Here is a 17,273-nt window from a genome sequence, read left to right on the forward strand (position 1 = left end):
AAGTCGAATGACTTCCCTCTTGCATTGGCGCCCTCAAATCCCTAGCATGTGGGCAGTATTTTGCGACAGAGAATGACTAAGTGTTAAGACTCCTGACTCTCATAGGGATGATGCTCCTGTCTCCCACCCTATTGGCCCAAGGCCAGACGCGCTATATTTCGGACGATGTCTTCATCTACATTCATGGTGGACCCGGTACTCAATACCGGATCCTGGGTAGTATCGAAGCCGGTCAGCAGATAAGCGTGTTGCCTGAACGCCAAGGCGATTACACCAAGATTATCGACCATAAGGATCGTGAAGGCTGGGTATTGACCAGCATGATCTCCAAGGACAAGTCGCTGCGTTTTCGCGTCTCAGAACTGGAAAGCCAGTTGGCCGAAGCCAAAGGCCAGCTCACAGGACTTCAGAGCGAAAATGGTGACTTCAAGGGCGAGCTTGGCAGCCTCAAGTCTCAGCTGAGCAAGGCCCAGGCGGAACTGGCTGAAGCCAGCACAGAACGCGATGAAGCCATCGCCAAGCTCAAGTCGATGAAAGACAATGAGCGTTTCCGTATGTGGCAGGAAGGCGGACTCATCGCCGCTCTGGGTTTGATCCTCGGGGTCATTCTGGTTTACATGCCAAGACCACAGCGACGCAAGAAAGATCGTTGGATGTAATAGCATTTTTCCCTTCTCAAAGGCCAGTGTTTAAAACCACTGGCCTTTTGTTTATGTGACTTTACAGCTGGGGGACGTAAAGCCAATTAAACAATTTTCACATTCCCGCCAAGATTAGTGTCACAGATCACATTTTGATTGTATAATCGGCGCGCGCAAGCGCCAATATTGTATACAAAAATAATAAAGCGTCTTTTGCGTCAGACATATTCCAGGTAATTCGAGCAGTCCTTAACTGCCCCCCAACCGGCTTAGATGGAAGCGATAACTATGTTCAAAGCGAGTGAAGTTCTGGCAGGCCACTATGATAGCGCCAATCTCGACGAACTCTTTAAAGCCATCAGTGACAACTATATTGTCGACGAAGAGCAATATCTGTCCGATCTGATCAAGCTAGTCCCGTCGAGTGACGAAACCATAGAGCGTGTGACCCGTCGCGCCCACGACTTGGTCAGCAAGGTTCGTCAATATGACAAAAAAGGTCTGATGGTAGGTATAGACGCTTTTTTACAGCAATACAGCCTTGAGACTCAGGAAGGCATCATACTCATGTGCCTGGCCGAAGCCCTGCTGCGGATCCCGGATCCGGAAACGGCCGATGCCCTGATTGAAGACAAGCTATCAGGTGCCAAATGGGACGAGCATCTGTCAAAGAGTGATTCTGTATTGGTCAACGCCTCGACATGGGGCCTGATGCTGACGGGCAAAATCGTCAAACTTGATCGCAACCTGGATGGCAGTCCAAGCAACTTATTGAAGCGCTTGGTTAATCGCCTGGGTGAGCCGGTGATCCGTCAAGCCATGTATGCCGCCATGAAGATCATGGGCAAGCAGTTCGTACTCGGCCGCACAGTAAAAGAAGCGCTGAAAAACAGTGAAGACAGGCGCAAGCAGGGCTATACCCACTCTTACGACATGCTGGGTGAAGCCGCACTGACCCAGAGAGACGCCCAGAAATACTTCCAGGATTACTCCCACGCCATCAGCGAATTGGGAGCCCAGCAGTACGATGAATCCCAGGCGCCCAGACCGACGATTTCCATCAAACTGTCGGCGCTGCATCCCCGCTATGAAGTGGCCAATGAAGACAGAGTCATGTCCGAGTTGTATGCCACAGTGATCAAACTGATTGAGCAGGCTCGCAGCCTGAATGTCGGTATCTCTATCGATGCCGAAGAGGTAGACCGTCTCGAGTTGTCGCTCAAGCTGTTCCGCAAGCTATACAACTCTGAAGCCGCCAAGGGCTGGGGCCTTTTGGGCATAGTGGTGCAGGCTTACTCCAAACGGGCACTGCCTGTACTCCTGTGGCTGACCAAGCTTGCCAAAGAGCAAGGCGATGAAATCCCGCTGCGACTGGTGAAAGGCGCTTATTGGGACAGCGAACTCAAGTGGGCTCAGCAGGCAGGTGAAGCCGGTTACCCCCTCTACACCCGCAAGGTGGGGACGGATCTCTCCTATTTGGCCTGTGCCCGTTTCCTGCTGTCGGACAAGACCCGCGGTGCCATCTATCCACAATTTGCCAGCCATAACGCCCAGACGGTCGCTGCCATCAGCGATATGGCCGGCGATCGTGAGTTTGAATTCCAGCGTCTTCATGGCATGGGACAGGAACTATACGACACTATTTTGGCGGAAAGCCGAGCTCGCACAGTCAGAATTTATGCCCCGATAGGTGCCCATAAAGATCTGCTGCCCTATCTGGTGCGCCGTCTACTGGAAAACGGTGCCAACACTTCATTTGTGCATAAGTTGGTGGATCCCAAAACGCCGATCGATTCACTGATCACCCACCCTCTGGTGACAGTCAAACAATACAAAACCCTGGCCAATAACAAGATAGTGAAGCCTGCCGACATCTTTGGCAGTGAACGCAAAAACTCCAAGGGACTCAATATGAACATTCTCTCTGAAGCCGAACCCTTCTTCGCAGCACTGGATCAGTTCAAGACTCATCAATGGCATGGCGGCCCGCTGATCAATGGTGAAACCCTGAGCGGCGAGTCAAAGGCGGTTGTCAGCCCCTATGACACTACACAAACCGTCGGTCAGGTGGTTTTTGCCGACAACCAAGCCGTCGAGCAGGCCATCAGTTCAGCCGTCGCCGCCTTCCCAGCCTGGTGTCGCACACCGGTGGAAAAGCGCGCCAACGCGCTGCAAAAACTGGCCGACCTGCTGGAAGAAAATCGCGAAGAGCTGATCGTGCTCTGTACCCGCGAAGCAGGCAAGAGCCTGCAGGACGGCATAGATGAAGTCCGTGAAGCCATCGACTTCTGCCGCTACTATGCGGTACAGGCCAAGAAGATGATGAGCAAGCCCGAGCTGCTCCCTGGGCCGACCGGCGAATTGAACGAGCTGTTTGTTCAAGGCCGCGGTGTCTTTGTCTGTATCAGCCCCTGGAACTTCCCGTTGGCGATTTTCCTCGGTCAGGTGACTGCGGCCCTGGCTGCCGGCAATACGGTTATCGCCAAACCTGCCGAGCAAACCTGCCTGGTGGGTTACCGCGCCGTACAACTGGCCCATGAAGCCGGGATCCCCAAAGAAGCGCTGCAATTCCTGCCGGGCACAGGCGCCAGTGTCGGCGCCGCACTGACCAGCGACGAACGTATCGGCGGCGTATGCTTCACAGGTTCTACCGGCACGGCCAAGGTGATCAACCGCGCTCTGGCTGCCCGCGAAGGCGCCATCATTCCGCTTATCGCCGAAACCGGTGGTCAAAATGCCATGGTGGTGGACTCCACCTCCCAGCCGGAGCAAGTGGTCAACGATGTGGTTGCCTCTTCCTTTACCAGCGCTGGCCAGCGCTGCTCGGCGCTACGGGTACTCTATCTGCAGGAAGATATCGCCGATCGGGTACTGGAAATCCTCAAGGGTGCCATGGATGAACTCAGCATTGGCTATCCAGGTTCAGTGAAGACAGATGTCGGCCCTGTGATCGATGCCACAGCCAAGGCCAATCTCAATGCCCATATCGAGCATATCAAACAGGTAGGCAAGCTTATCAAACAGGTAGAGCTGCCCGCTGACTGCAAGGATGGCCATTTCGTTGCTCCAACCGCAGTGGAAATCGATTCCATCAAGGTGCTGGAGAAAGAACATTTCGGCCCGATACTGCACGTTATCCGTTTCAAAGCCTCAGAGCTGGACAAGGTGATTGCCGATATCAACAGCACAGGCTTTGGTCTGACTCTGGGGATCCACAGCCGCAATGAAGGCCACGCCCTGAGCGTTGCCGACCGAGTCAATGTAGGTAACGTCTATATCAACCGTAACCAGATTGGCGCCGTGGTGGGTGTGCAGCCCTTCGGTGGTCAGGGGCTTTCCGGCACAGGCCCCAAGGCTGGCGGGCCACACTACCTGACCCGCTTTATGACGGAAAAGACCCGCACCAACAACATCACAGCCATAGGTGGCAATGCCACTCTGCTGTCACTGGGGGATGCGGAATAATCTTCCCCCCATGAACAAAGCCAGGAATAGTTTCCTGGCTTTTTATTACCTGCTCACGGCAAACAAACTCACGCTATCAGCTCTTGGCTTCCTCGGGACAAAAGTTGTCCATCACCAGAGCGCAGGCTGCATCGCCGGTAATATTCAGCGATGTACGTATCATGTCAAATACCCGGTCGAGGGCAAACAGCAGTGGCAGCCCATCAATAGGGATCTTGGCCGCCAGTAATACGGCCACCACCAGGAAAGAAGGTCCCGGCACCCCGGCCTGGCCAATAGCGCCCAAGGTGGAGGTGAAGATGATAGCCGCATAGGCGGCAAGGCTCAGATCAATGTTATACATTTGGGCAAAGAACATGGCGACCAAACCATAATAGATGGCGTTGCCGCTCATATTGATGGTGGCACCCAACGGCAATACGAAAGAAGCCGTGGCTTTTGAGACTTTCAACTCCTGCTCACAAGTTTCCATATTCACCGGCAAGGTTGCCATGGAGGAAGCTGTGGACAGCGCCATGACCTGTGGCTTTTTCATTGCACTGATAAAGCGTGCCGCCGACACCTTGGAAAACAGTTGCACCACCAAGGGGAAGAAGATGAAACCATAAATCAAAATTGCCCCAACGAAGACGATGAACAGTTTAAATACCACCTCCAGGGCTTCAAAACCAAAGGTGCCGACTGAGTCAGCCATCAGACCGAATACGCCTATGGGGGCCACCAGCATCACACAGTTGATCATCCATACCATGGCCTCTGTGATGGCGTTGAGCGCGCCGAGGATCGGCTTGGCACCATCGCCCTTGACCTTGGTCAGTGCTATGCCGAAGAAGATACTGAACACCAGGATCTGCAGAATATTGCCGCCTGTCAGCGACTCAAACACATTGGTTGGTATCATGCCGATGAAGGTATCCATCACCCCGGGGAGATCGCCCTGCTCCTTGGTGACTTCCATCAGATCCGTCATACTGTGAGCGGTAAAATCAACACCCTTGCCCGGTTCAAACAGGTTTCCCAGCGCCAATGCCATCGCCACGGCAATGCCCGAAGTCACAATAAAGAAGCCGAATGTTCCGAGACCGATTTTCCCAGCCGATGGCGTATCCCCCAGGCTGGCGGCACCGGAGATGATGGCCACCAATACCAGAGGAATGACCAACATCTTGATTAGGTGGATAAAAATAGTCCCCAATGGGGCAAACATGCTGGCATCTTTGCCCAACCACCAGCCGACAGCCGCCCCCAAAAACATGGCAATCACGACTTGCACGCCGATGTTGCCAATCCAGTGTTTGTTATTCATTGTTATGTCCCCGCCGCACAAGGGCGTCATCTTGTCAAAATCAAAGCGGGCAAAGGTACCACATTCAAGCCAATCGCTTCCGTGAGTTTTCTCGACTCAGGCTCAACAATTAGTCAAAAATGGCAAAAGATGCAAAGAGAATTGGAAAAATTCAATTCTCTTTACCTAGAAATGAGGAAAATTTAAAAAACTTGGATTTTAGCAGCCAGAAGTAGAGATATTTCAAAACCTACAACTGAGTAGAAACTGCCAAGGCTGCAGCTGCGGCCAATGCCACCAGCACTATCCAGACCATTGCATTGCCGCTCCCCGGCTCTTGGTCGGCCAATTCCAGTTCCGGATGCCCCTGCAAATAGTCTTCCACCTTCCTCTTTGCCTCTTTTAGGCTCAAGTTCTCACGTTCACGCAGGTGTTTAATTGCAAGAATCTTTTGCTTGTCTTCCAGTAAACTGATCACTTCCAAATCCAAGGAGCTTTCTTTGGTAGGGTTCATAGTATCTTCCTGATTGAGGGTGGACATCATTGTCACGACTTTCCTAATACAGATAACTTTAGCCATAAAAAGGTGTTGAGCCAAGTAGTAACTTGTTCTCTTTTTTAGCTATTAATGTTTTCCTACGGGATAAAAGCCTGGCTCCTACAAGGCAAAAAACATCAAAGCGCATTGATTGCGCTGCAACCGCATGTTTGTGCCTCAATTGCGGCCAATATGGGAGATTTATTCCCATAACCGCTTCAGAAAAAAACCACTACAGCACGGGGATTTTCACAGTAACCCGCTATTTATTAACGGCAATACCCGATTATTAACAAAGTTTAATTCCCTCCTCATCTTGGCCTCATCTGCAGTTGTTTATTCTGCCGCCGTTTTTGAAATCCATGACCCTAAGGAGAACAGAATGCAAAGAAGCATATGGCTGGTTCCTCTCGTTGCCGGACTGAGCGCCTGTGGCGGTTCAGACTCCAATGAGCCGAACAATCCCGATCCCCAACCGCCGGTTTCCACTTTGGCCAAGACTATCCAAGGTACCCTGCAAAAGGTCGATACGGATAAGCTCTGGGTCAATGGTGTAGCAATCCCGGCGGCCCGGGCCAGTGTTGAAATCAATGAAACCAAGGCCAGTGTCGCCGAGCTGAAACCCGGTATGCAGCTCAACATCAAGACAGATGGCAGCAGTGCCACCAGCGTGGATTATGACCCTGTGCTGGTTTCCCCGGTGAGCGCTATTGATGGCGAGCAAGCTGTTGTGGCCGGCTACCGGGTGACTGGGCTGGACATAAGTAAAATCAAGGCCGGTGACATAGTTGAGATCAGTGGTTATAACCTGAGTGATAACCAGTTCAAGGCCACCTACTTTGCTATCGACAATGACAGGCAAGAGATGGAAGTTGAAGGCCGGGTAAGCAAGCTGGACACCCATCTGAAGCAGTTCTATATCGGTAGCATGCAGGTGGACTATGGTGCCAATGCCGTGCAGGTAGAAGGCACGCTGGCCAATGGTTCCTGGGTAGAAGTTGAAGGTCAATATCAGGGTGAAGTATTACTGGCTTCTGAAGTGGAAGTCGAACGCGCCCCGGATTTGGACAACGGCACTGAGGTGGAACTTGAAGGTCAGGTTACCTGGGTCAACGAGTTGCAAACCCGCTTTACCCTGAACCAAAAATGGCAAGTGACACTGGATGGCAAGACTCTCTTTGAAGATGGCACTGTTGCCGATCTCAAACCCGGTGCCTTGGTCGATGTGGAAGGCCTGTGGCAAGACGATACTCAAGAGCTGAAGGCCACCGAAATTGAATTTGAGAAACAGAGTCAGCCTCCTGTAATTGCAGGCCACGGCTTCGAGGTTGAAGGCAAGGCAGTGTATGAGGCCGGTGTATTCAGCATCAACGGCATAGTGCTGACACTGACGCCTCAGACCCGCTTTGAAGATGGTTTGAACCAAGCCAGCCTCAACGGCACCTGGGTACAGGTTGAAGGATCAGAGCAAAATGGCCAATTCCTGGTAATGGAAATCGAACCTGAGGTGCAGGAAGCGGACATAGAGCTCAAGGGCTTGATCAATGATGACGGTCAAGGCGCCAGCCTCTGGGGTTATAAGGCCAGCGACGACAGCCTCAAGCCTCATATCGGCAAGAGGGTCGACCTGGAATGCCGCTTCAGTGGCGAACTGCTGAGCCAGTGCCGCCTGGATGATTGATAGCGCAAGACTTTGCTAACCCAAGGTTTTGGGCAAAAGAGTGCCGGCTTTCTGCCGGCACTCTTGTATCTATTTCTGTAGACGGCTTTATCGCAAAGGCCTGAAGCCTGCGTAACTCAACTTGCCTTGCTGGTTTAACGGGTCACCAAGAGGTTTTAGTTTGGCCTCGGTGCGGCTCTTACAGCCACAGCCGCCACAACCGCCTTTCGCATCCGCTTCATGGCCATGATCATCACCATGACAAGCTGCGCCGGTTTCATTATGACCATGGCAACCACAGCCGCCACCACAACCTCCTTTGGCTTGATGTTTGAGTGATGGACGTCCAGCCGCGGCATTGGTCAGCCGCAACTGAATATCGCTGGCCGCAACCAGCAAAGCGGCGATATCGCAGCTCTCTTTGCCTGGCCGACAAACGCTGATGCCGCCATCGAGCAGCTTACCCAACATTCGCTCGCCGATTTGATCCACCAACACAATGCGGCCACCTTTGTCCTTGATAAGTTGCAGCATCGCCTTTTTGGCGGCGCAGTTACCGCCTGCGACTGCCGGGTTATCCAGGGTAAAACAGTGGTTATGGTGGTTATCATAAAAGGCCAGTTCTTTGGCCTTGGTAAAATGCCCGGCCAAGCGGCCCCGGCTCAAGGGTATCACTATCATCTCTGTTCCTCAGTGTGGGGCAACTCCAGCATCTGTCCCTCTATCAGGGCCTTGGCCAGCTTATGGCGTGCCTGCTTAATCAAGTTGCCAAAGGTCTGTCTGGATATCCCCATCTGCTCGGCGGCCTCTTGTTGCGCCAGACCGCGAAAGTCGGCTAGCGCCAGGGCCTCAAACTCATCGGCCGCCAAGGCGACCGCCTCCAGGGCTGAGGCCGGAATGCCGTTGGGTTTGTAGAAGCGGCAGGGCGTGCCATGCTGCAGGCGGCGGCATTTTCTGGGTCTGGGCATGGGAGTATCCTTATTGGTTATTAGCATATGCCAATAACTTTATTCTGACTTTGAACCCGTATGGGATCTGTGATCCAGGCGAGAATTTAGCGCTTTTAAAGCAAAAAGGGATGCCGATGCATCCCTTTGAATAAGCTAACTTGAGTCTCTTTTTGAACCTCTGCGGCTCAGTGTAACCTCTGATACAGGGCGCTGTAGGCAGTTGACTCCTGCAGCAACTGCTCATGGCTGCCACTGGCCACTATCTTGCCTTCATCCAACAGGTGAATGGCATCCATCTGCGCCATACCGGTTAAGCGATGGCTTATCATCACCAGCGTCTTATCTTTGGCAAACTGCAGCAGCAACTTGAGGATCTCCTGCTCGGTGCGCCGATCAAGCCCCTCTGTGGGTTCATCAAGCAGCAGCAATGGCGCATCCCGCAGCAATGCACGAGCCACGCCGATCCGGCGCTGCTCGCCACCGGATAGCTGACGCCCGCCCTCACCTATCCAGGCGTTGAGCCCCTCGCCGTCAAGCAGCCCCTCCAGCCCAACCTGGCGCAGCACCTCGGCTAGCGTGTCATCGGTAACTTTTTCCGGCAAGGCCAGCTGCAGGTTATCTCTGAGACTGGCGCTGAGCAGTTGCACCCGTTGACTGACCACTGTCATGGAAGCCCGCAAGGTCTTTTCATCCAAGGAGGCCACAGGCACGCCGCCCAGCAATATGTCACCCTGCTGCGGCTGCCACTGACGGGTTATCAAGGTCAGCAGGCTGGACTTACCCGAGCCGGTTTTCCCAAGGAGCGCCACCTTGCTGCCCGCCGAGACCTGCAACGACAAGCCCTGCAGCACTGGCTGGGTATCTGTGTAACCGAAATGCACATCTTTGATGCTAAGGGCGCCGCTCTCGGGCATGGCTGCCGAGACGGTAGGGAATTCAATGTCGGAGCGCTGCTCTGTCAGCTCAGATACCCGCTTGGCGGCCAAGAGCACAGAAGACAGATGTTGAAAGGCGCCGGCCAGCGGCATCATCATCTCGATACAGGCCAGAGTGGCAAACAAAACCATGGCCAGCAAAGGCCCGGGAGGCACGGCCGGCCCAACTCCTGCGGCGGCAAACCAGAGCAGCAACAACACCAACAAGCCGTGACAGAGGATCAACATGGCCTGGCTCAGGCCGGTGATCGCCGCCATTGCCTTCTGACTGGCAAACCAGCTCTGCTCGGCGCGGTCGAGTTCCGCCCGAAAGCTTTCAGCAGCGCCGCCTTTGGCATCGGAGAACAAACTCAGCTCCGCCTGGCCGGACAACCACTCCAGCAGCCGTACCCGGTAGCTGCGCCGCGCTTCAATCAACTCGCGCCCGGGCTGCCTGCCAAGCAGATAGAACACACTCGGCAACAACAACCAACTGAGCAAGAGGCCAGTACAAAGCAGGAGAGCCAAGTTGAGATCAAACCAACCGATAAAGGTGGTCAATGCCAGCAACATCAGCAAGAAGGCCGTCAGCGGCGTCAACAACCTCAGATACAGGTGATCCAGCGTGTCGATATCGGCCACCAAACGGTTGAGCAGATCGCCGCGGCGCATCCCGGATAGATTGCGTTCACTCAAAGGCAGCAAAGAGCGCCAGGCCCATAACCTGAGATCGGTCAGGATCCTGAAAGTGGCCTCATGGGTAGCCAGCCTTTCACCGTAGCGGCTTGCCGTGCGGGCAATGGAGAGGAAACGCACCCCGCCCGCCGGAGTAAAGTAGTTGAAGGTTTCCGCCGTCGCCAGAGCCAGACCGGCCACTGCCGTAGCAGATAAGAACCAGCCGGAGAGCGACAACAGGCCAATACCGGCCATTAGGGTCGTTACTGTCAGCAGCAGGCCGACAAACATCATCAAAGACTGGCGGCGGAACAGACGGATAAAGGGCAGTAACAGCTTCATCTCAGCGCTCCTCCCCTGACTCTGGATTTGACTCTGACTTTGACTCAGACGCGGGTTTTGAGTCTGACCCGGCTTCCGGCTCAGCGGCCGCAGCAATCGGCGGCGGCGATGCCTTTGACGTATCATCGAGGGAGACCGCCAGCGGCAGCTCATCCAACATCTGCGCCAGCAAGCCCGGCTGCGCTTTGAGCTCGGCAAAGATGCCCTGCTGCACCAGTTTTCCCTGATCCAGCACCAGGACTCTGTCCATCCGATCCAGTTGATCCAATCTGTGGGTCACCATCAGGCAGCTCTTACCGGCCATCGCCTGCCACAGCGCACTAAGCACCAGTTGTTCACTCTGGCTATCGAGGCTGGCGCTGGGCTCATCGAGCATAAACAGCTGCGCCTGACGCCCAAGGGCACGGGCCAAAGCCAACCGCTGCGCTTGCCCCACAGACAGGCCTCCGCTGTATTCATCCAATTGATGCGCCAGCCCATCCGGCAAGGCGCGAACATAGTCGGCCACCTTGGCCTGTTGCAGATAATCCCACAATTGCGCCTCGGTCAGCTCGGGCTGGCCGAGGCGCAGATTATCGGCGATGGTGCCGTGGAACAGCTGAGGATTCTGGCCAAGCCAAGCGATACGGCTACGCCAGGCGGCAGGATCCAGCTCGGCCAGTTCAATACCATTGAGCTTTAAGCTGCCCTCATAGGGCAGAAACCCCAGCAGAGCGTTGAGCAGGCTGGTTTTACCAGCGCCACTCGGGCCCACCAAGGCCAACTTCTCGCCCGCCGCTAAGCTAAAACTCAGCGGCCCGAGTAAAGGCACGCCGTCTATGCTCAACACCTTGAGATCCCTGGCCTGCAGTTCAATACTCTCACCGAAGAGGGGCTGTTCGCCACGCTTGAGTGGCTCAGGCAATTCCAGCAGTGCCATCAAGGATTCGGCGGCGCCCACCGCCTGGGCCTTGGCATGGTAGTGAGTGCCCATGTCGCGCAGCGGCTGATAAAACTCTGGTGCCAAAATCAGTACAAACATCCCGGTAAACAGGCTGATACCCATGCCGTAATGGCCAAAGTCCAGGTGCCCCAGATAACTGAAGCCGAAATACACCGCCAAAATGGCGATGGATACCGCGGCGAAAAACTCCAGCACGGCGGAGCTGAGAAACGCCATTCTGAGCACCGCCATGGTACGCTCACGAAAGTCTTCCGAAGCCTTGCCTATGGCGCGCTGCTCCGCTTCGGCGCGATAGAAAAGCTTGAGTGTCGGCAAAGCCTTGAGGCGATCCATAAAGTGGCCGCTCAATTGCTGCAGCGCACTGAAATGCTTGCGGTTGGCATCGGCGGCGCCCATGCCGACCAAGACCATAAACAGTGGAATAAGGGGAGCTGTGCCGAGCAATATCAGGCCACCGGCCCAGTTGATGGGGAAAACACATACCAAGATGATCAGCGGAATAAAAGCCGCCAGGCTCATCTGCGGCAGGTAACGGCCGTAGAAATCCTGCAAGTCTTCTATCTGTTCCAGCACTATACTGGCCCAGCTGCCGACAGGCTTGCCATTGACAAAGGCCGGCCCCAGGCGCTCAAGCTTATTGAGCACGGCGGCGCGCATCTGCTCTCTAAGGCGTCTGCCGGCCTCGAAGCTGACTCGCTCTCTGAGCCAAGCGATCACCGCTCGCAGCAACACCAGAGTGGCAAAGGCCAACATATGCGGAATAAACGCCTGCCTCTCTAGCTCGTCGATGATCAGCCCCTGCAACACAGTGGCCAGCACCCAGGCCTGGCCCACCAGCGCCAGGCCGTTGAGCACGCCCAACAACACAGAGAGTTTAAGGAAGGGGCCACAGGCAGATTGCTGCGCTTTGAGCCAGCGACCGAGTTGTTTCTCTAAGGATTTGTCCATGGGATCCTACTGCAAAATCAGCTAATGACTCTATTGCTGCCAAAGCCGCAAGGCAATAGCTTGACCTAAGGCGAATCGTTCGGTAGGCAAGCAGTATCGCAGGCATTGCCAAGGGAAGAAACCCGCCGCCAAGGAACTGTTACCGGACTCACAAAATTTGCGCCAGATCAAATAATCGTATCTTAAGCCGAACGGATTAAGCCCAGGTTAACGCCATCCCCACAATCTACTTAACGCTAGTTCTACTTAACGCTAGTGGTTCGCTTCGATGGCACAGCTACCGCCGTGAGCACACGGTGCATACTCACGGGGTAATACCAGCTCAATCGAGACAACCGACCAGAGATGGAGTGCCCTCAACGGCTGTGACCAAAACGCACCAGCACATGCCACAGCAACTTGAGCTGCTGCTTGAGCTCGGTTTCATTGCCATGCATGCGCCACTGCTGCGGATCTTTATGCAGTGCCAGTGCCGCCTCCCCTATCAGACGGGCATCGAGCAGGCCATCCGGTGCCACCAAGGCGGCGAGCTTGGGCATGGCGGCACCGCGAAAATCTGGCGGCACCTCATCAACCGGCATTTGATAGCCCTGATGCCAACACAACTGCAGTCGGTACTTGTCACACAAGCGCTGCATCAGAATCTCCATCTCTGTGCCTTTGAATGCCGGATCGGCCACCAAGTGAGTCAAGTCTTCACCTATCACCAGCTCACCATGGCATTGAGCCTCAACATAATGATCCAAGTCACCGCTCATGGGGCGCTCAAACCTGGCTGCCACCCCCAAAGGCAAGGCATCAACTAGATAATCGACCAAGGCCGCCGGGCGCAACTGACCTACACCCAATGCCGAACTACGTTCAAAGCACTCGTTGAACAGTGCGGCAAAAATATCTTCAAAGCAGGCCGCAGTGCCTTTTTCCCTGGGCTCTCGGCAGGAGTCCAGATAGCTGAACGTGCAGCGGTGCAGCAACGCAGGTGATGACAACAGATAACAACTGCCGAAACGGGCCGAGGGGCCGTTTTGGTGCATGCCCAGATCCAGGGCGCCGTATTTGGGGCGCCCTCTGGCACCACGATAACAGTCGCCAAATAGCTGGTTTTCCCAATGATCTCGCGGACCACCAACCTGAGGTGAGAGTTTGCCGTTGGATACCCGGGTTTCAAACTGGGTCTTGTAAATACCGTCGGCCAGCATACCGGCCAACACGGGCCAACCGCGGGAGTCGATTCTGTCCGGGTGGAAATGAAAGGCGATACGGCCATGTTGAGCCAGCATATTCAACCCGAGCGCAAGCTGTGCCGTGTCGATGGCGGACATCAACTGCACATTCTTGATCACGCTCAGGGCATACTCCCTGCGATGCAGGGCCTGTGCCTGTATATGCTCTATTGCCCCCATACACCTCACCGAGTCGAGGCCTGAATTTGGCTCTTGCTTTTCCAAGATAGGTTAAGCGGCTGCTTTGCAACAGTAAAAGTTAAGACAAGCGTAAAATAAAAGGGTTCAAGTTGGCTGCAATTAGCACTTTAGCCGCAAATGCTGTAAGCTTGCCGCCTTCGCCGCAACGCTGTGCACTGCGGCTCCCATATCTCAGCTCCGCGCTGTCAATTGAGAAGATTGCATGAGTTTTGCCTCCCTGGGCCTGTCGGCCCCGATTTTGAACGCTGTCGCCGAACAAGGTTACTCCACTCCATCCCCCATTCAAGCCCAGGCCATTCCCGCAGTATTGCAGGGCCGGGATGTGATGGCTGCCGCCCAGACAGGGACAGGCAAAACCGCCGGCTTCACCTTGCCTTTGCTGGAGCGTCTCAATGGTGGCATTCGTCCGCGGGGCAACCATATCCGCGCTTTGGTGCTGACCCCCACCCGTGAGCTGGCCGCTCAGGTGGCCGAAAGCGTCAGTCTCTATGGCAAGCATCTGGATCTGCGTAGCTCAGTGGTCTTTGGCGGTGTTTCCATTAACCCACAGATGCAGACCTTGAGAAAAGGGGTCGATATCCTGGTGGCCACACCTGGACGCCTGTTGGATCTGTACCAACAAAATGCCGTCAAGTTCGGCCAGCTGGAAGTGCTGGTGCTGGACGAAGCCGACCGCATGCTGGATATGGGCTTTATTCACGACATCAAAAAAATTCTGGCTTTGCTGCCGGCCAAGCGACAAAACCTGATGTTCAGTGCCACCTTCTCTGACGACATTCGCCGCCTGGCAAAGGGCTTGGTGCACGATCCCGCCGAGATCTCAGTGGCTCCGGCCAATAGCACCGCCGAGCGGGTGAGCCAGAAGTTGCACCCGGTAGACAAGTCAAAGAAATCGGCGCTGCTGACCTCGCTTATCAAAGAGTACAAGTGGCAACAGGTACTGGTGTTTACCCGCACCAAACACGGTGCCAACCGTCTGGCCAAGCACCTGGATGGCAAAGGAATTGGCGCGGCCGCCATCCACGGCAACAAGAGCCAGGGTGCCAGAACCAAGGCTCTGGCCGATTTCAAGAGTGGCAAGGTTAAGGTGTTGGTTGCCACAGATATTGCCGCCCGCGGCCTGGATATAGATCAATTGCCACAAGTGGTTAACTTCGATCTGCCCAATGTGGCCGAAGACTATGTGCACCGCATCGGCCGTACCGGCCGCGCCGGTGCCAGTGGTCAGGCAGTGTCTCTGGTAAGTGCGGAAGAATTCAAGCAACTGAAAGACATAGAGCAGCTTATCGGCAAGACTATCGAGCGTGAAATCGTCAATGGCTTCGAACCTCAGGAAGCCTTGCCGGAATCGCGACTCAACCCGAATAAGATAGGCCCGAAAAAGCCCAAGAAGCCGAAAAAGCCCAAAGAGGGACATCAGGATGGCCAGCGTAGCGGCAACCTGGATAAAGGTAATGGCAACAAACCGGCCAATGCTGAAAACCGCCATCGTCGTCCGGCCCAGGGCGCCAAGACCGAGGGTTCAAGTGCCAGACGTAAGCCCACGAACGCCAAGCCTCAGGGCGGTCGGTCCCAGGAGAGTAAGCCGCAAGGCGCCGGCAAGGGCAATAGCGGCTCAGGCCAGCAGCGCAATAACCAGGGCCGGGCATCACAGCAACGCGACTCACAAGCGCGCGGCTCCCGGCAAAGAAATGAGCGCTAAGCTCAATCAAGCCTGAGATTGAAAGCCCACTCGAGTGGGCTTTTTCAATGCCGCAAGATTAGTCTGCCTAAAAACCATCCCCGCCTGTTACAATACCCCTTTGCCATTTTTGCTCCATTTGCGAGCCCATAGGACACAGCTTGAGTGATTTACCCTTTTCCAGCCTACCGTTGAAACCCGCCCTGCTGGCCACCCTGAACGATCTTGGTTTCACTGCCATGACCCAGGTTCAAGCCGCCAGCCTGCCGGCCATTATTGAGGGCCGCGACGTGTTGGCTCAGGCGAAAACCGGCTCGGGCAAAACGGCGGCCTTCGGTCTTGGGCTGTTGAATCGACTCAATGTGAAACGTTTTCGGGTGCAGTCCCTGGTGCTCTGCCCTACCCGGGAGCTGGCCGATCAGGTGGCCAAGGAGCTGCGCCGTTTTGCCCGCGGCATTCACAACATCAAGATCCTGACCCTGTGTGGCGGTGTGCCTGTGGGGCCACAGATAGGCTCGCTGGAACATGGAGCGCACATTATAGTTGGCACCCCGGGGCGGGTACTGGACCACCTGCAGAAGGGGCGTCTGGATCTGGGCGAATTGCAGCAACTTGTGTTGGATGAAGCCGACCGCATGCTGGAGATGGGCTTTGCCGATGCGCTGGAGCAGATAAGCGCCTATATGCCGGACAAGCGCCAGAGTTTACTGTTCAGCGCTACCTTCCCGGAGCCGATTGCCGAACTGGCCCGCGCCATGATGGATAAGCCGCTCAGCATCAAGTTGGAGCAGCAACATGATCAACTCAGCATAGCGCAGCAGTTTATCGAAGTGACAGACACCGCCTCCAGGCTGCAAGCGGTGGAAGCATTGCTACTGGCCCACAGGCCTGAGAGTGCCGTGATATTTTGCAATACCAAAAAAGAAACCCAGGAGCTGGCCGATAGCCTGGAGCAGCAGGGCTTCAGCGTGCGGGCACTCCATGGCGATCTGGATCAGCGCGAGCGCGATCAGGCGCTGGTGCAGTTTGCCCTCAAGAGTGTGGTGGTGTTAGTGGCCACAGATGTTGCCGCCAGGGGCCTGGATATCGAAGCCCTGGATCTGGTGATCAACTATCAACTGGCGTTCGATCCCGAAGTGCATGTGCACAGGGTCGGTCGTACCGGCCGCGCCGGTGCCTCGGGCCAGGCCGTCAGCCTGGTAGGCCCCAAGGATGGCATGCGAATGGCGCTGCTGGAGGATATCTTCGGCCCGCAAACCATGAGCGAACTGCCACAGCCCGGCAGTTTTTCCTCTGCGCCGATAAGAGCGGCCATGCGCTGCATCCGCATTGAAGGCGGCAAGAAGCATAAGCTGCGCCCGGGGGATATTCTCGGCGCAATTACAGCCGACAACCGCCTGACCGGCGCCGATGTGGGCAAGATACAAATTCAGGATATCTGGTCTTATGTGGCGGTACGCAGTGAGTGCGTCAATACCGCAGTCAAATTACTGAGTGAGCGCAAGCTCAAAGGCAAGTCGTTCCGCGCCTGGGCGATGAAACCTTAAACCGAAACCATCAATACCGCCAGAGGCAGTGGTTTAAGGATGATAAAAAGCCTGCATCAATTGCCAACGTAGATCAGATAAGGATCGGTTGACCGATCCTCCTGATGAGAGACAATCGGAAACCTGTTTATAGGTTTCCGATTTTTTATGTCTATTCAAAACTATTTTGCCGACTTTCTTGAAGAGAGTCCTGTTGATGTCGCTCAGCTAACCACCTTCTCCGAGCATATTCCTGACGAGTGGATTGCTAAAGCGGCAAC

General features: G+C 55.0%; 12 protein-coding genes. 5 read left to right on the forward strand and 7 right to left on the reverse strand.

The window, feature by feature from the left end; genetic code table 11:
• Window positions 1–80 precede the first annotated feature (80 nt).
• Window positions 81–659 carry a TIGR04211 family SH3 domain-containing protein gene (locus ACMHXI_RS21455; protein ID WP_145839726.1) on the forward strand — a complete coding sequence of 193 codons (579 nt, stop codon included), beginning with the start codon at window positions 81–83 and terminating at the stop codon, window positions 657–659.
• 255 nt (window positions 660–914) lie between these two features.
• A complete protein-coding gene (putA, locus tag ACMHXI_RS21460; protein ID WP_413736124.1) occupies window positions 915–4,106 on the forward strand; it encodes a bifunctional proline dehydrogenase/L-glutamate gamma-semialdehyde dehydrogenase PutA in 3,192 nt (1,063 codons plus the stop codon).
• 76 nt (window positions 4,107–4,182) lie between these two features.
• Here putA and ACMHXI_RS21465 read toward each other — a convergent pair whose 3' ends face one another.
• A complete protein-coding gene (locus tag ACMHXI_RS21465; protein WP_025010350.1) occupies window positions 4,183–5,412 on the reverse strand; it encodes a dicarboxylate/amino acid:cation symporter in 1,230 nt (409 codons plus the stop codon).
• A gap of 229 nt (window positions 5,413–5,641) precedes the next feature.
• A complete protein-coding gene (locus ACMHXI_RS21470; protein WP_037474925.1) occupies window positions 5,642–5,905 on the reverse strand; it encodes a hypothetical protein in 264 nt (87 codons plus the stop codon).
• Between the two features lie 406 nt (window positions 5,906–6,311).
• Between ACMHXI_RS21470 and ACMHXI_RS21475 the strand changes: the two genes are divergently transcribed.
• On the forward strand, window positions 6,312–7,610 hold the full coding sequence (locus ACMHXI_RS21475; protein WP_115389212.1) for a DUF5666 domain-containing protein: 1,299 nt from the start codon (window positions 6,312–6,314) through the stop codon (window positions 7,608–7,610).
• An 87-nt stretch (window positions 7,611–7,697) separates the two neighbouring features.
• On the opposite strand, the gene ACMHXI_RS21480 is transcribed toward ACMHXI_RS21475, so the two are convergent.
• The 5 genes from ACMHXI_RS21480 to ACMHXI_RS21500 form a co-directional block, all read right to left on the reverse strand.
• Complete coding sequence (locus ACMHXI_RS21480) at window positions 7,698–8,270, reverse strand: NifB/NifX family molybdenum-iron cluster-binding protein (RefSeq protein WP_101059221.1); 573 nt, start codon at window positions 8,268–8,270, stop codon at window positions 7,698–7,700.
• A complete protein-coding gene (locus ACMHXI_RS21485; RefSeq protein ID WP_025888568.1) occupies window positions 8,267–8,557 on the reverse strand; it encodes a DUF134 domain-containing protein in 291 nt (96 codons plus the stop codon). Before ACMHXI_RS21485 ends, ACMHXI_RS21480 begins: the two co-directional genes overlap by 4 nt.
• A gap of 167 nt (window positions 8,558–8,724) precedes the next feature.
• Window positions 8,725–10,470: a heme ABC transporter ATP-binding protein/permease CydC gene (cydC, locus tag ACMHXI_RS21490; protein WP_208139906.1), complete on the reverse strand. Its 1,746-nt coding sequence runs from the start codon at window positions 10,468–10,470 to the stop codon at window positions 8,725–8,727.
• A 1-nt stretch (window position 10,471) separates the two neighbouring features.
• Complete coding sequence (cydD, locus tag ACMHXI_RS21495; protein ID WP_413736128.1) at window positions 10,472–12,361, reverse strand: heme ABC transporter permease/ATP-binding protein CydD; 1,890 nt, start codon at window positions 12,359–12,361, stop codon at window positions 10,472–10,474.
• 356 nt (window positions 12,362–12,717) lie between these two features.
• Window positions 12,718–13,764 (reverse strand): DUF3626 domain-containing protein, encoded by a 1,047-nt coding sequence (locus tag ACMHXI_RS21500; RefSeq protein ID WP_115389215.1) that lies wholly within the window; start codon window positions 13,762–13,764, stop codon window positions 12,718–12,720.
• A gap of 223 nt (window positions 13,765–13,987) precedes the next feature.
• On the opposite strand from ACMHXI_RS21500, the gene ACMHXI_RS21505 reads away from it, so the two are divergent.
• Window positions 13,988–15,487: a DEAD/DEAH box helicase gene (locus tag ACMHXI_RS21505; protein ID WP_025888572.1), complete on the forward strand. Its 1,500-nt coding sequence runs from the start codon at window positions 13,988–13,990 to the stop codon at window positions 15,485–15,487.
• 140 nt (window positions 15,488–15,627) lie between these two features.
• Entirely contained in the window at window positions 15,628–17,013 is a 1,386-nt protein-coding gene (gene dbpA / locus ACMHXI_RS21510) for an ATP-dependent RNA helicase DbpA (protein ID WP_243891950.1), read from the forward strand.
• Window positions 17,014–17,273: the final 260 nt, after the last annotated feature.

Origin of the sequence: Shewanella sp. BJSY2023SW005 (assembly GCF_047314585.1) — a bacterium.
Lineage (GTDB): Bacteria > Pseudomonadota > Gammaproteobacteria > Enterobacterales > Shewanellaceae > Shewanella > Shewanella algae.